The sequence below is a fragment of the Enterococcus sp. AZ067 genome (assembly GCF_051715005.1).
Taxonomy (GTDB): domain Bacteria; phylum Bacillota; class Bacilli; order Lactobacillales; family Enterococcaceae; genus Enterococcus_D; species Enterococcus_D casseliflavus.
In genome coordinates, this window is sequence record NZ_JBIOSY010000001.1 from 3204743 (window position 1) to 3218173 (window position 13431).

A 13431-nucleotide genomic window follows, 5' to 3' on the forward strand; every position below is an offset into this window, starting at 1 on the left:
CTTCCTAACTGATTGAAAGAAAAAAATCATGAAGATTTTTTCATGTTCAACAAAAAAAGACGGCATGAACCAAGGTCCACTCCGTCTTTCATTTATTCCATATTTTTTGCTAGCTGATACGTGCCAACGAGTTCCCCTTGTTGGAGTTGAAGCACGTAAGGACATGTTTCAGCTAAAAACTCACGATCATGACTGATCACCGCTAACAGATCAACTTCCTTAGCGACTGTTCGCAACAGTTTTGCGACTTCTTCCATTTGCTGCAAATCCAACCCACTCGTTGGTTCATCGAAAAACAACAAACGTTTGCCAGAAAGCAAGGCACTGCCAATCGCAACTCGTTGTTTTTCCCCACCCGACAAGCTTTGTGGATGACGGGCAAGGAGTGGTGTTAAGTGCAACAATGAGACAATTTCTTCAAAGCGCGCTGGGTTTTGGGCTTTGATCAGCAACTCTTTTTCCACCGTTTCAAAAAACAGCTGCAAGTTGACATCCTGCATCACAAGAAAACTTTCCTGCAGCAGCTGCTTTTGGGTTCGCTTTTGTCCATTGATGGCAAATACTGCTTCTGGGCATTTTTTCAATCCTGACAGGACTTGCACCAACGTACTTTTGCCAGCACCATTTGGTCCAACGATCCCCACAGCTTGCTTCATCGGCAGTTGTAGTTCAGGCAAGTTGAGCGCCCAATTTCTGCTGTTTGCCGAGCGTTTTGATTGCTTGATCTGAAGATGCGTTGCCGTTAATCCAGATTTTTCTGGCAAAGATTCTCGGCAGTGCTGAGTTTCCAATGCCGACTCGCCTACTTTTCGCAATCCCAACTCGTGAATTGCCTCCTCTGATAGTGACAAAAGCTGAGCTGCTGGATAAGACGCCCGCAATCGTCCTGCTTCTAATAGACAGAAGCGATCTGCCAGTGGCGCCAAATACGCCAAGCGGTGTTCGGCGATCACAATGGTTTTCCCTTGTTGTTTTAAAGAAGCCAACCCTTGAGTCAACTTTTGGATCGCTTCTTGATCCAAATTGCTGGAAGGCTCATCCAATAGGAACACATCATGGGGCAACATCGTGGCTGCAGCGAGAGCAATCAGCTGTTTCTCCCCACCAGAAAGGTCAAAGACACTAGCATCAAGCAACGGGGTCAAGGAAAACTGCTGCGCTACTTCGGTGATTCGCTGTCGAATGTTTTCTGGTGCGACGCCCGCATTTTCCATTGAAAAAGCCAACTCCGAATAGACATCCGTTGTGAAAAATTGAGTCTTGGGGTTTTGAAAGACGACGCCAATCGTCTGGGCATAATGGGAGAAATCGGCAACTGGCAAGTCTGTTTCTCCGACACGGATCTTTCCTTGCACTTCGGCGGGATACAGCTCAGGGATCAAGCCATTCAAAACATTGAGCAAGGTCGATTTTCCGCTGCCGCTAGCGCCGCACAAAACGATGACTTCCCCAGCTGCGACCGTCAAAGAGAGCTCAGATAATACGGTCCGATTTTCTCGTTTCACTGACACTTGTTCTAATGTGATCATCCAAGCCACATCCTTTTCACGATAAAGCCGCATAATGCTAAAAAGACCAAGCCATCCCACCAGCGCAGCTTCAGTTCGTGGACGGTGGTATGGGGAGTTTCTGATGCTAGCCCGCGAACCAGCGCCGTAGCCGACAGTTCGGTTGCGGTCTTTTCAGCCGACATCAGTAATGGGATCAAAAAATACTCCGCACTTTGCAGTGGATGAAGCAAGATCGATCCTGCCGACAGCGAGATGCCGCGAAAGCGCATCGCTTGGCGAATACTTTTGAAATCTTGTACCAGTGTTGGGAAAAAACGAAATAAGACAGCCAACGGGACTAATAATACATTGGGCACGTGCATTTTTTGCAATGCCGCCATCCACTCACTGTTTTTCGTTCCGCTAATGGCAAAAGCCGCCGCCATGATCGTTGGCAATAAGCGGCGATAACCGACGGAAAAGAAATCCAGCAACACGATCAATGCGTGGTTTCCTTGGCTAAACAAAAAACTATCTGCCAGTGTCAGCAAGACAAACACGCCATAGAGCAGCAAGCCTTTTTTCCAAAAGCCGCTGACTATAAATAGCAGCAGTAAGAAAGTGACAAAGGCAAACTCATCGATCCAGCTGATGGTCACCATCATAGTAAAACTAGCAAAGAGAATCACCGCTAATTTGCTGCGGGGATCAAACCTTGTTTTCGACACATTCCTCACCCTTTATGCGATTGGATCGTTGGTTGAAAATGTTTTTCCATCAAGCGACTGCCGATACCTAAACCAGCCACCGCACCAATCAAAACCGCCAATGCACAAAGCCCTAACATCAAATTGGAGGTATGAGCAAACACGCCGGCAATGTAGGTTTCATCTTTTCCGCGAGCCACTAATGAATCGATGTAGGCATTTTTCATAAACCACAGGGGTAAGATCGGACCCATCAAGCCAAAACTAAAGACGATATAACTCGCCAGTACGCGAACGTTCTCTTTGAGCTTTGTTTTGTATTGGATCAAATCAGCTGCTAAGGCACAAATCATATTGGGCAAAAAGGCCAATGGAAAATGTCCTGAAATCAAAAAAAAGAGCCCTACCACGGTACCCATAATGGTGATTGCGCCAAATTTCGGTACTTTATTCAATAAAATCAGATAGATAATGCCAGAAAACAAAGCGGTGACTGCTGGAATAAATAAATTATGAAAACCTGGGATCACAAAACGCAAAATCAATAGACAGACGCTCATTAAAAGAAAATAGATCGCTGTATAGATCCCCACTGCAATTAAATCTTGAACCTTTAGTTTTTTCACTGCGTATACGCTCCTTCTTGCAAGCAATCAATGAAAAAACCGTTGCTGCTTGCTTGTACAAACTTATTTTTACAAAGCCTCAGTATAGCACAAAGCAGACGTTTTTATGGGGAGATATGCTTATCAACAGTCGATTTTCTTCTAGAACAGAACCAACAAACAGACGTCACTTCTGAATGGCTCCATTTCAACACACAGGTACCTTTAAAGAATCACTAATGGAAAAATGAATCTTTCACACGCTTAGTTGTTTTCTCCTCTTCCCATCTTTGCGAAATTAATGAATAATAGATAAAGACAAACATTAAAAATCAGCACATGCTCTTCATCATTTTCTTTATTAAGAAACCAGCAGGTGCTTCTAAAAAAAAACAATAAGAAAGCTGACTGTCGCTTATTCGTTGAAGAAAATCAACGCTGTACTGCTGTGTAAACAGCATAAACCCAACTGTAAAAACATTTTGACACTTGACTTCAAGGCGTTGTCAAAGACATTTGATCGTTAAAAAGCAGACATTGGCCTACACTAATGGTAGAAGGAGCGGATAAAATGAACTTAAGCAAACAAATAAAAAAACATCGGGAACGATTAAGTCTCTCTCAGGAAGGGCTGGCAGAAAAACTCTATGTCTCCCGACAAACGATCTCAAATTGGGAGAATGAAAAAAGTTATCCTGATGTTCACAACTTATTATTGCTCAGTGTTCTATTTGATGTTTCTTTAGATGAATTAGTCAAAGGGGATATTGAACAAATGAAAGAAACGATTGAGAAAACAGCAATGGATCACTACACGAAAATAATGTTGGTCTTTACATTGTTGGCCGCATTATCTGTTGGGCCTGCTCTCTTTTTACCAGGACACTGGTGGATTGCCCCTCCTCTATGTTTTTGGCTCGTCTCCATGTATGCCGCATTAAAGATCGAAAAAATCAAGAAAACCCAAAATATCAAAACGTATAAAGAGATCGTTGCCTTCATGGAAAATCAAGACCTCGATGCCATTAGGAAAAAGCGGGACATCAAAAAAGATTTCCTCTCAAAAACAGTCATCGTCTTGGTCTTTGCCTTGATTGTCGGCATCATCGCATGGCTTAGTACACTGCCGCATTTACTGATGCACTGATCAAAACACAGGTTGAAGCTGCTTTTATGATGAAGCCGCTTCAACCTGTGTTTTTTTCAATTCAATGATCTCATCCGCATAAATCAAATTTTTCGGGCGATGGGTGATCATAATGACTAGTTTATTTTTCAATTGGTCTTTGATCACTGCAAAAAGCTTTTCTTCTGTTGTTTCGTCTAAAGCAGATGTGGCTTCATCAAGAACAATGACTTCTGCGTCTGAGAAAAACAATCGGGCAAAAGCGATTCGCTGTTTTTCCCCACCAGAAAGGTTGGCTCCTTTTTCTCCAATTTCAGCAGACAGTCCTCCCTTGAGTGTCTGATAGAATGCGCCTAACTGACATTTTTCTAATACCGCTATGATTTCCTCGTCTGCGATTTCCTTATCAAAAATAATATTCTCTTTCAGCGTTCCTTGGAAGATTGGCGCATCTTGCGATAGATAAAAGATATGCTCATAGAAATCATTTAAGTTGTAAGCAGCTAAATTTTTGTGATTGATCAGGATCGCACCGGTCGTCGGCTGATACAAGCCTAAAATCGTTTTGACCAGCGTTGATTTTCCTGCGCCGCTTTCTCCTACTAACCCATAAATCGCTCCCCGCTTCAGCTCCAGTGTGCTATTGGTTAAGATTTGCTTTTCTTGAAGTGTGACGGATAGATCCTTAACTGTGATGCAGTTGATGGTCTCAGACAATGCATCGCCTTGTGTTAATGCTTTGTCCTCTGGCAGATAGAAAAATTCGTTTAACCGTGCAAAGGCAACTTTATCTAAGTTGTATTGAACAAAAATCACGTTAAATATTGCAACAGGCGTGTAGATTCGATCCACATAAATAATCAGTGCTGCTAAACCGCCCAAACTGACCGTAATCTGATTTGTAAATGCCAGTACCACAATTGCGACTTTGATCAATGCGACTAAAACTGCAAAAAAACCAAAGAAAAACTCATGGATCATCGTCATTTTTGTCAAACGTTCTGTTGTGTCAGCAGACATGTTTTTATATTGTGCGATCTCTTTTTCAAACCGTTTATTGATCCGAAACGTGACCATTTCCGTTAGTCCGCGAATAAAGGTGCTGTTCATGGCTTCTTCTGAAACTAGCGCACGTTCTTTGAGAGAGCGTAAAACTTTCAAAAGCAGATTGGTCACGATAAACACCACTAGATAGCCCACAAGGATCGCTGGAATCAACCTTTTATCGATCATAGCAATAAAAGCTAAGTTAAACAGTGTTTCGGGAAGCAATTCTTTAAACAAGCGTCCATAAAAATTCAAATGGATATTTCTGCCAGCCGCTGCTCCCGCTTCGGTTTTCTGTAAGAGTGCTCCAGAGCCGATCTGCAAGTACTCGGAATAGGCAATCTTGCTGATTTTTACTAAAGCTTGTTCTTTGAGATAGAAATACATGCTGTTGTACAATGTTGTTTTTGGTTTCTGCTCTAGATAGGACAAAAGCGGTACCAGTACTAGCGTTAACCCATAGATAAAAACAACTGGCCAATCAAGTGTCTTGCCAAATGAATCGAGTAGTTTTTGAAAATAAAAAACATTCGCGGCACTCAAAAATGAGACCGCAATTCCAATCCCAACATATACCGTCAATCCTTTTTTAAAATGCCGCCATAAATCAATTGCCATCGTATGCTCCTTTTGCTGCAGTGTTCGTGGAAAAATCGTAAGATAAATAAAACAAACGTTTTCAAAAGTATAATCTATTTTTCGCTTAATGGAAAGAAACATATGAAAGATAGTGAGAAACCATTCTTCGGTCATCGAGAAAAAACAAAAAACCCCGCTCAAGAGCGGGGCTAACGTTGTTGCCAACGATGGATTATTTGTTTAAAGCGTCTTTTGCTTGGTCAGCTAATGCAGTAAATGCTGTTGCATCGTTTACAGCCAAGTCAGCTAACATTTTGCGGTTGATGTCGATTTCAGCTAATTTCAAGCCGTGCATCAATTTTGAGTAGCTTAAGCCATTCATACGAGCCGCTGCGTTGATACGAGCGATCCACAATTTGCGGAAGTCGCGTTTCTTTTGACGACGATCGCGGTATGCGTAGTTGTATGAATTCATTACTTGTTCTTTTGCTGTTTTAAATAGAGTGTGTTTAGAACCGTAGTAACCTTTTGCTAATTTAAGCACTTTTTTACGACGTTTACGAGTTACTGTTCCACCTTTAACACGTGCCATGTATAATTCCTCCTAATATGAAAATCGATAATTGTTTGTATACGTGAAGCTTGGGTTACGCAATTATTTCATGCGTGCTAGTTGTTGACGGATACGTTTGTAATCGCCAGCTGAAACCATTGAAGCTTTACGCAATTGACGACGTTGTTTTTTTGTTTTGCCGTGGAAACGGTGACTGGTAAAGGCACGGAAGCGTTTCAATCCGCCGCCGCCAGTGCGTTTTACGCGTTTTGCTAATCCGCGGTGTGTTTTTTGTTTTGGCATAACTAATTTCCTCCTCAAAATCTTTCGTTATCTGACTTTAAACTGAAACTCAGTGAGTCATTATTTATCGTTTTTTGGTGCTAATACTAAGAACATACTGCGGCCATCCATTTTTGGCTTTTGCTCAACAGTTGCCAAATCAGCAGTTTCTTCCGCCAAACGATCTAACACTTTCTGACCAATTTCTTTATGGGTAATGGCACGGCCTTTGAAACGGATCGAAGCTTTCACTTTGTCCCCTTTTTCAAGGAATTTACGTGCATTACGCAATTTTGTGTTGAAATCATTGACGTCGATCGTTGGACTTAAACGAACCTCTTTAATGTTGATTACTTTTTGTTTCTTACGAGCTTCACGGTCTTTTTTCTGTTGCTCAAAGCGGAATTTCCCGTAATCCATAATTCTTGCTACTGGCGGCTTAGCATTTGGTGCCACCAATACCACATCAAGGTTTGCTCGTTCTGCAATTTGCAATGCTTCAGCTTTACTCTTTACACCAAGTTGTTCGCCGTTTTGATCAATCAAACGCAATTCACGTGCACGAATGCCGTCGTTTACCATCATATCCTTTGCTATGGTCATTCACCTCCGAGTTTTTTGAGAGAAAGAAAAGCTTGTCGATTCGAAATCAGACAATAAAAAAACGAGTTCTTCACGAACCCGCACGTACTCCACACAAATAAATGGTAGGAATCCTATTCTGCCCAGCGATATCTTCACTCAGGCGAGAAGCGGGTGCTTCTGCTTTTATTTCTCAACTTTTATAGTATACTGCTTTTTTCTCTTATTGTCAACAGTTTTCATGATTGTTTCAAAAAAAAGCCGGAGCATACGCTCCGACTTTCGTGTTTCTTATTCTGCTTTCAATGCAGCCATCGTGATGTAGTTATATGGTTGGTTGAAGTGAGGCAAGAAGAAGATATCTAATAGCTTCATCTTGTCGATCGTTACGCCTTCTTCGATCGCTAGTGAGAACATGTGGATGCCCATTGCGATTTCAGATGTACGTGACGCCATTTGTGCACCAACGATGCGGCGTGTTTCTTCTTCATAGACGATGCGGATCTTAACTGTCGCATTTTCTTTCATGAAGCCTGGTTTTTGGGTATCTTCGTAATCAGAGTATTTCACTTTCATGCCATTACGTTCGGCAGCTTCGACTGACAAGCCAGTTGAAACCATGTTGTAGCCGAAGATCGAAATCCCGTTTGATCCTTGAACGCCTGTTGATTCTAGAGACGTTCCGCCGATATTATGGGCAGCGACGATCCCTGAACGTACGGCATTCGTTGCTAATGCGATATACGTTGTTTGTTGCAAAGCATTTGAGTACACCGTTGCACAGTCACCGACTGCGTAAACATCTGCATCGCTTGTCCGTTGATGGCGGTCCACTAAGTACGCGCCGTTAGCAAACAATTCCAAATGATCTTTGCCTAGCTCGTTGTTTGGTAAGAAACCGATCGCGTTGATCACGAGATCAACTGGGTATTCGCCGTTGTCTGTTACAACTGCTTCTACTTTCTCTGTTCCTTTGTATTCACGTGCTAATTCACCGAAATGCAATTCAATGCCATTGTCAGCTAAGTTTTTGTCCATATCTTCTGTAAACCATTTGTCGTAGTAGTTTGGCAATGCCCGTGTCGCTGCATCAAAAAGCAACACATTTTTGCCACGGCGTTTTGCTGCTTCAGCAATTTCAACACCGATGTAACCAGCACCGATAACGGCAACGTTTTTCACGTCTTCTGATGCTAACTCTTTATCAACCGTTTGTCCGTCTTGGAATTTTTTCAAGAAATGGATGTTTTTCAAGTCACGTCCAGGTACTTTTGGTGAAATCGGTACAGAACCAGTTGCGATGACAACTTTATCATAAGATTCAACGATCGTTTCACCGTCATTGGTTACAGCGTGCACTTCTTTTTTCTCAAAATCGATATGGTCAACCACTGTTTCCATATGGATTTTTGCACCTTTTGCTTCAAAATCTTCACGTTTTGTATAGAACAAGCCTTCGTATGAATCGATTTGACGTCCAACCCATAAAGCAGTCCCACAACCTAGGTAGCTTAAGTTTGTATTACGGTCGATCATTACGACCTCTTGGTCTTTGTAGTTATCTAATAGTGTATTGGCAGCAGCAATCCCCGCGTGGTTTGCACCGATAATAACTGTTTTTGTCATGGAAAATTTCCTCCTTTTGTTTACATTGTCATTATAGCTTGCTTGTGAATTTGAAAACTATCAACTTTTTCGCGATTTTAAAAATTTATGACAGTTTTTCGTTGATATACGTCACTTTCAGCGGGTTGAGTTTCTATATCAAAATTATTTTCGTCTTGCAAGTAAAAATATTGTGAAAAATTATGTATTTAAACCTAAGGATTTTCCTTGTTATAAAAGCATTCTGTAAACCGATTGAATAAATTTCACAATATTCTACCGCTTTTTCGTACCTATTGCGGCAGCGATTCGCCGTGTTATACTGAAGAGAAAAACAGATAGGATGGGATCTTGATGAAGAAAAAAATCGTATTGCCACTACTGCCCTTATTGTCGGCATTAGAGCCACAGGATTTTTATTTAGAAGAAGAACTGCTTTTCGAAGGTGCTTTCTTCGAAGGCGGTGACTATAGCTATGATGCTTGCAAAAATCTCATCTTGAAGCAATGTCATTTCAAGAAAGTGACGATGCAAAAAACACGCTTGAGTCAATGGGAATGCCAAAACGTTCTTTTTGAGAATTGCGATTTTTCTAATCTGGAATGTTTTGGCGCCAGCTTTCATCGGGTTCACTTTAAACAATGCAAATTGACTGGCACCAATTTTGCGGAAAGCTATTTCCGTGACTGCACCTTTGAAGATTGCGTGGCGAACTTTGCTTCTTTTAGCAACACCAATTTACGGACGATGCTGTTTCGTCAGTGCCAGCTAAACGACAGTGAGTTTTATGAAATGGATTGGAAACACTTGACGCTACAAGAAAACCAGTTGAACAATAGCAACTGGTTTCACACAAAATTAGCAACTTTAGATTTTCGGACCAATCAATTTCAAAAGATCGCGTTGTCCTTTGAACAATTGCAGGGGCTAACGGTCGATCAAGAACAAGCCTTGGTCATCGCCGCAGGTCTAGGTTTGGTGATCGATTAACGAATTCTGCGCCATAAAGCAATCAACATCCAGATGGATAACACTAAACTGATCAATAAGGCAATCCCCCAACCGAAAATACTATTGGTAAAAGGCAGTGGAACATTCATGCCAAAGAAACTGGTGACGATGGAAGGCACAGTCAATAAGAGGGACCAAACGGTCAAAAACTTCATGGTATCATTCAAGTTATTGTTTAACAGATTATTATAGGTTCCAGATAGTTGCTCTAAAATTTGAAAAGCCAGCAACGTCATTTCCACTGCCTGTTTGGCTTCGATCAGGGCATCATCCAGCTGTTCCCGCTCGTCATCATCCATCAAGCGATAAATGGATAACGCTTTGATCTGCTCCAAGAGGACCGCATTTTGTTTCGTGGCAGACACTAAAAAGACTAAACCGACTTCCAAATCGGACATTTGCAGCAGGTTTTTATTGGTGGTTTTTTCCCGAAGTCGCTGATTCAAGCGAATCCGTTCACTATTGACTTCTTCGACTAGCGGAAAAAACGTGCCTGAAATCAAGAATAAGCTTTGAAACAAAAAGTGCAGCGGTGTTTGCAGCGGGTTTTGCAGGATCAAGCGCTCCATCATCGGAATCACATAACGGGTATCATGGGAGGCAAAAGTAAAGATCTGCTTCTTTTTTAAAATAAACGTCATCGGGCTGGTCTCAAAATGATTGTCTCGCTTTTCTTGCTGAGGTACGTTGAAAACCAGCAGCAATGCTTCTTCTTCGGCATCGTATTCGACTCGTGCGCGTTCGTTTTTATCTAGAGAATACGTAAGCATCTCATCCGAAAGATGATATTGTTTTTGTAGTGCCATCACGCTTTTTGCGTCTTGCTGGTCGACTTGAATCCATTCATAGTTTCCATCATAAAAGACATGTTTGTTTTCCACAGTCCATCCTCCACTCTTGCTTTCTTCTATTATAAAAGAAAACAGCCAGAAGCCCAATCAAAGGACTTTTCTGGCTGTATCGGCTATTGCTATTTGCGGGCGTCTTTCAAAGCATCTTCCACCATTGTTAAAACGGCCTGTGCCGCTTGCGGGTCTTCGACAAAATTGAATTGATCGCCATCGATCTGGATCTTTGGACTCTCATTGTACTCTTCGTACCATTGATCGTAGCGTTTGTTCAACTCTTTGTAGTAGTCGTATAACGAAGGATCAAAGGTCAACTGCTCATATTCCCGCCCACGTTTTTCAATACGCTCGAGCATCGTTTCAAAAGAAACGCGAATATGCACCAAAAGATCTGGATGCTTTTTGTGGGCTGCATACGGCAGCTCTTCTAACATATTGGCTAACAATTCATCATAGACTTTGACCTCGGTATCGGTCGCTCGCCCAAGGTCCGCATTTAAATGGAACAACAGTGAATCCTCATAAATAGAACGGTCCAGGACGTTATTGTCGTCTTTCATGGCTTGCTTGATACTTTCAAATCGTTTATTTAAGAAATAGATTTGCAGTAAAAACGCATATTTATTTGGATCTGCATAAAATAATGGTAACACTTCATTGTCATCGATCGATTCATAAAAGGCTTGACTGCCAAAATGATTGGCGATCAATGCGGTCAAACTTGATTTACCGGCACCAATCGTTCCTGCTAATACGATCACGCTCATATCCCCCAACTCACTCATCACTAAATATTGTATGTTGCATTTGCGATATCAACTATACAACACTATATCTTGTGCCGTCAATTAAAACTTTTGAAGCACAGATCAAGAATTTTTTCAATAAAAGTTTAAAGATTTTTGCTTTTTTTTGAAATCTCATACGGAATGCTTAACGAAAGAGCCTTCTTCTAGTAAAATAGGAAAGGATCTTTAATTAAATTGTGTTTTTGTCAGGAGATAGTTACAATTGACTGACAAACGATAAACGAATCATGTGGGGTAAGCTCCCTAGAGAAATGAGGAAAATAATGTCAATTGGTACTGGCATAGCTACAGGAAAAATCATCTTAATGGGTGAACATTCAGTTGTTTACGGTGAACCAGCAATTGCTTTCCCTTTTGCGGGAGCAAAAGTACAAGTCGAGATCACAGCAAATGAAACAAACACCTTGATTTCAAGTTACTATCACGGTCTGCTTGAAGAAGTCCCCAGCCACTTAAAAAATGTCAAAGACTTGCTGCATCGTCTGCAACAAGACTTCCACACGGGTCCTTTTGCAACCTCCATCGTCAGCACTATCCCTTCTGAACGGGGAATGGGTTCTAGCGCGGCGGTCGCTGTTGCACTGACTCGCGCTTTTTTTGATTGGATCAAAAAAGACTTTACAAAAGAAGAATTGATGACCTATGTCAACTTTTCTGAAAAAATCGCTCATGGCAATCCTAGCGGGATCGATGCTGCGGCAGCCAGTGGGACAGATGCCATTTACTTTATCAAAGGGCATCCCATCACTTCGTTTCCCCTCACGATCGACGGTTATTTGCTCGTCGCTGATACTGGCATCAAAGGGCAAACGAGAGAAGCTGTCAAAAGTGTCGCCCATCTTTTTGAAACTAGCAAGCAGCTGGCTAGTCAAGCGATCCAGCGTTTAGGGATCGAAACCAAAAGAGCCAAAGAGGCCATCATAGCCAATCAATTAGAAATATTAGGCGAAAGCATGAACAATGCCCATCAGGCACTGCAGCAGTTAGGGGTCAGCAATCAGCAACTGGATCAGTTGGTTTCCTCAGCATTGGCACACGGGGCTTATGGGGCGAAGCTGACCGGCGGGGGCCGAGGCGGCTGTATGATCGCACTAACCAAAACGAAGGAACAGGCTGAGAATATCAGCCGTATTTTATTGTCCGATGGCGCTCGTGCGGCATGGATACAAGGATTAGGAGTTTATGAACATGTATAAGGGAAAGGCTCGTGCCTACACGAATATCGCATTGATCAAGTATTGGGGAAAACAAGATGAAACTTTCATTTTACCGATGAACAATAGTTTGTCCCTGACCCTCGATGCTTTTTACACAGAAACAACGGTGGCTTTTTCACCCGATTTTCCACAGGATCGCTTTACGCTGGATGGCGTGGTGCAAACAGACGCTGCCACAAAAAAAGTTGCGGACTTTTTGGATCTGGTACGAAAAAAAGCGGACTGCCCGTGGTATGCCACGGTGGAAAGTCAAAACTTCGTCCCAACCGCTGCCGGACTTGCCTCTTCTGCCAGTGGATTAGCGGCATTGGCGGGTGCCTGTAGTGAAGCACTGGACTTAAACTTGTCGGAGCAAGAATTATCCCGTTTGGCCCGTCGCGGTTCTGGTTCGGCGTGTCGGAGTATCTACGGCGGCTTTGCTGAATGGCATCAAGGCACCGATGAGACTTCTTTTGCCACGCAAGTGCCGTCGAATGGCTGGGAAGAAGAATTGAGTATGATCTTTATTTTGATCAACGCACAAGCCAAAGAAGTTTCCAGTCGTGAGGGGATGCGCCGAACCGTTGAAACCTCGAGCTTTTATCCGGGTTGGCTTACTGCCACCGCAACTGATCTCGTGAAAATGAAACAAGCGATTGCCGAGAAAGACTTTACTGCTTTAGGTGAAACGACCGAGGCCAACGCCTTGAAAATGCATGGAACGACCTTAGCCGCCGAACCACCTTTTACTTATTGGTCTTCTGAATCTTTACGAGCCATGGAATGTGTCCGAATGCTGCGAAAAAAAGGATTGGCTTGCTATTTCACGATGGATGCTGGTCCCAATGTCAAAGTTTTATGCCAAAAACAAGAAGAACAAACGATTTTACGTGAATTAAGTGCTCACTTTGCCTCAGAACAATTAGTAACTGCTCATGCGGGCAAAGGATTAGCCTTTTTACCGGTGGAAGAATCTTCTGCCATCAACTAA

The 13431-nt window shown here is 42.4% G+C and carries 14 protein-coding genes and 1 other annotated feature; of the genes, 4 read left to right on the forward strand and 10 right to left on the reverse strand.

What is annotated here, in order from left to right:
• Positions 1 to 92 precede the first annotated feature (92 nt).
• From IGI82_RS15185 to IGI82_RS15195, 3 genes are read right to left on the reverse strand one after another with little or no spacing between them, the layout of a single operon-like run.
• The gene (locus IGI82_RS15185; RefSeq protein ID WP_438842439.1) at positions 93 to 1529 is read right to left on the reverse strand and encodes an ABC transporter ATP-binding protein; all 1437 of its coding nucleotides are present in this window, start codon (positions 1527 to 1529) and stop codon (positions 93 to 95) included.
• Positions 1526 to 2227 carry an energy-coupling factor transporter transmembrane component T gene (locus tag IGI82_RS15190; protein WP_438842440.1) on the reverse strand — a complete coding sequence of 234 codons (702 nt, stop codon included), beginning with the start codon at positions 2225 to 2227 and terminating at the stop codon, positions 1526 to 1528. The genes IGI82_RS15185 and IGI82_RS15190 overlap by 4 nt, the downstream gene beginning before the upstream one ends.
• Positions 2224 to 2823 carry an MptD family putative ECF transporter S component gene (locus IGI82_RS15195; protein ID WP_016609843.1) on the reverse strand — a complete coding sequence of 200 codons (600 nt, stop codon included), beginning with the start codon at positions 2821 to 2823 and terminating at the stop codon, positions 2224 to 2226. Before IGI82_RS15195 ends, IGI82_RS15190 begins: the two co-directional genes overlap by 4 nt.
• Positions 2824 to 3373: 550 nt before the next feature.
• Between IGI82_RS15195 and IGI82_RS15200 the strand changes: the two genes are divergently transcribed.
• Positions 3374 to 3949 (forward strand): helix-turn-helix transcriptional regulator, encoded by a 576-nt coding sequence (locus IGI82_RS15200; RefSeq protein ID WP_438842441.1) that lies wholly within the window; start codon positions 3374 to 3376, stop codon positions 3947 to 3949.
• A 24-nt stretch (positions 3950 to 3973) separates the two neighbouring features.
• Here the strand turns inward: IGI82_RS15200 and IGI82_RS15205 are convergent, their stop codons facing one another.
• The 5 genes from IGI82_RS15205 to nox all read right to left on the reverse strand — a co-directional run bounded on the left by IGI82_RS15205 (position 3974) and on the right by nox (position 8597).
• Positions 3974 to 5593, reverse strand: a complete 1620-nt coding sequence (locus tag IGI82_RS15205) for an ABC transporter ATP-binding protein (protein WP_438842442.1) — start codon at positions 5591 to 5593, stop codon at positions 3974 to 3976.
• Between the two features lie 193 nt (positions 5594 to 5786).
• Positions 5787 to 6146, reverse strand: coding sequence for a 50S ribosomal protein L20 (gene rplT / locus IGI82_RS15210; protein ID WP_003128653.1), 360 nt, complete (start codon positions 6144 to 6146; stop codon positions 5787 to 5789).
• A 63-nt stretch (positions 6147 to 6209) separates the two neighbouring features.
• A complete protein-coding gene (rpmI, locus tag IGI82_RS15215) occupies positions 6210 to 6410 on the reverse strand; it encodes a 50S ribosomal protein L35 (RefSeq protein ID WP_003128650.1) in 201 nt (66 codons plus the stop codon).
• Between the two features lie 60 nt (positions 6411 to 6470).
• Complete coding sequence (gene infC, locus IGI82_RS15220) at positions 6471 to 6992, reverse strand: translation initiation factor IF-3 (RefSeq protein WP_005228103.1); 522 nt, start codon at positions 6990 to 6992, stop codon at positions 6471 to 6473.
• 47 nt (positions 6993 to 7039) lie between these two features.
• Positions 7040 to 7163, reverse strand: a sequence feature (ribosomal protein L20 leader region).
• Positions 7164 to 7262: 99 nt separating this feature from the next.
• Positions 7263 to 8597, reverse strand: coding sequence for a H2O-forming NADH oxidase (gene nox / locus IGI82_RS15225; protein ID WP_005228102.1), 1335 nt, complete (start codon positions 8595 to 8597; stop codon positions 7263 to 7265).
• 333 nt (positions 8598 to 8930) lie between these two features.
• Here nox and IGI82_RS15230 point away from each other — a divergent pair, with 333 nt between their 5' ends.
• Positions 8931 to 9566, forward strand: a complete 636-nt coding sequence (locus IGI82_RS15230; protein ID WP_438842443.1) for a pentapeptide repeat-containing protein — start codon at positions 8931 to 8933, stop codon at positions 9564 to 9566.
• On the opposite strand, the gene IGI82_RS15235 is transcribed toward IGI82_RS15230, so the two are convergent.
• Together IGI82_RS15235 and IGI82_RS15240 are read right to left on the reverse strand one after the other, a co-directional pair.
• Entirely contained in the window at positions 9563 to 10468 is a 906-nt protein-coding gene (locus tag IGI82_RS15235; protein ID WP_438842444.1) for a magnesium transporter CorA family protein, read from the reverse strand. The two genes, IGI82_RS15230 and IGI82_RS15235, sit on opposite strands and share 4 nt — an antisense overlap.
• A gap of 89 nt (positions 10469 to 10557) precedes the next feature.
• Positions 10558 to 11202 (reverse strand): deoxynucleoside kinase, encoded by a 645-nt coding sequence (locus IGI82_RS15240; protein ID WP_010749130.1) that lies wholly within the window; start codon positions 11200 to 11202, stop codon positions 10558 to 10560.
• 305 nt (positions 11203 to 11507) lie between these two features.
• Here IGI82_RS15240 and mvk point away from each other — a divergent pair, with 305 nt between their 5' ends.
• Together mvk and mvaD are read left to right on the forward strand one after the other, a co-directional pair.
• Entirely contained in the window at positions 11508 to 12440 is a 933-nt protein-coding gene (gene mvk / locus IGI82_RS15245) for a mevalonate kinase (RefSeq protein WP_015510390.1), read from the forward strand.
• Entirely contained in the window at positions 12433 to 13431 is a 999-nt protein-coding gene (gene mvaD / locus IGI82_RS15250; protein WP_438842445.1) for a diphosphomevalonate decarboxylase, read from the forward strand. The genes mvk and mvaD overlap by 8 nt, the downstream gene beginning before the upstream one ends.

Coding starts and splice junctions, on each gene's coding strand:
- IGI82_RS15185 (WP_438842439.1), bottom strand. CDS start 1,529: ATGATCACATTAGAACAAGTGTCAGTGAAACGAGAAAATCGGACCGTA.
- IGI82_RS15200 (WP_438842441.1), top strand. CDS start 3,374: ATGAACTTAAGCAAACAAATAAAAAAACATCGGGAACGATTAAGTCTC.
- IGI82_RS15205 (WP_438842442.1), bottom strand. CDS start 5,593: ATGGCAATTGATTTATGGCGGCATTTTAAAAAAGGATTGACGGTATAT.
- rplT (WP_003128653.1), bottom strand. CDS start 6,146: ATGGCACGTGTTAAAGGTGGAACAGTAACTCGTAAACGTCGTAAAAAA.
- rpmI (WP_003128650.1), bottom strand. CDS start 6,410: ATGCCAAAACAAAAAACACACCGCGGATTAGCAAAACGCGTAAAACGC.
- infC (WP_005228103.1), bottom strand. CDS start 6,992: ATGACCATAGCAAAGGATATGATGGTAAACGACGGCATTCGTGCACGT.
- nox (WP_005228102.1), bottom strand. CDS start 8,597: ATGACAAAAACAGTTATTATCGGTGCAAACCACGCGGGGATTGCTGCT.
- IGI82_RS15230 (WP_438842443.1), top strand. CDS start 8,931: ATGAAGAAAAAAATCGTATTGCCACTACTGCCCTTATTGTCGGCATTA.
- IGI82_RS15240 (WP_010749130.1), bottom strand. CDS start 11,202: ATGAGCGTGATCGTATTAGCAGGAACGATTGGTGCCGGTAAATCAAGT.
- mvk (WP_015510390.1), top strand. CDS start 11,508: ATGTCAATTGGTACTGGCATAGCTACAGGAAAAATCATCTTAATGGGT.
- mvaD (WP_438842445.1), top strand. CDS start 12,433: ATGTATAAGGGAAAGGCTCGTGCCTACACGAATATCGCATTGATCAAG.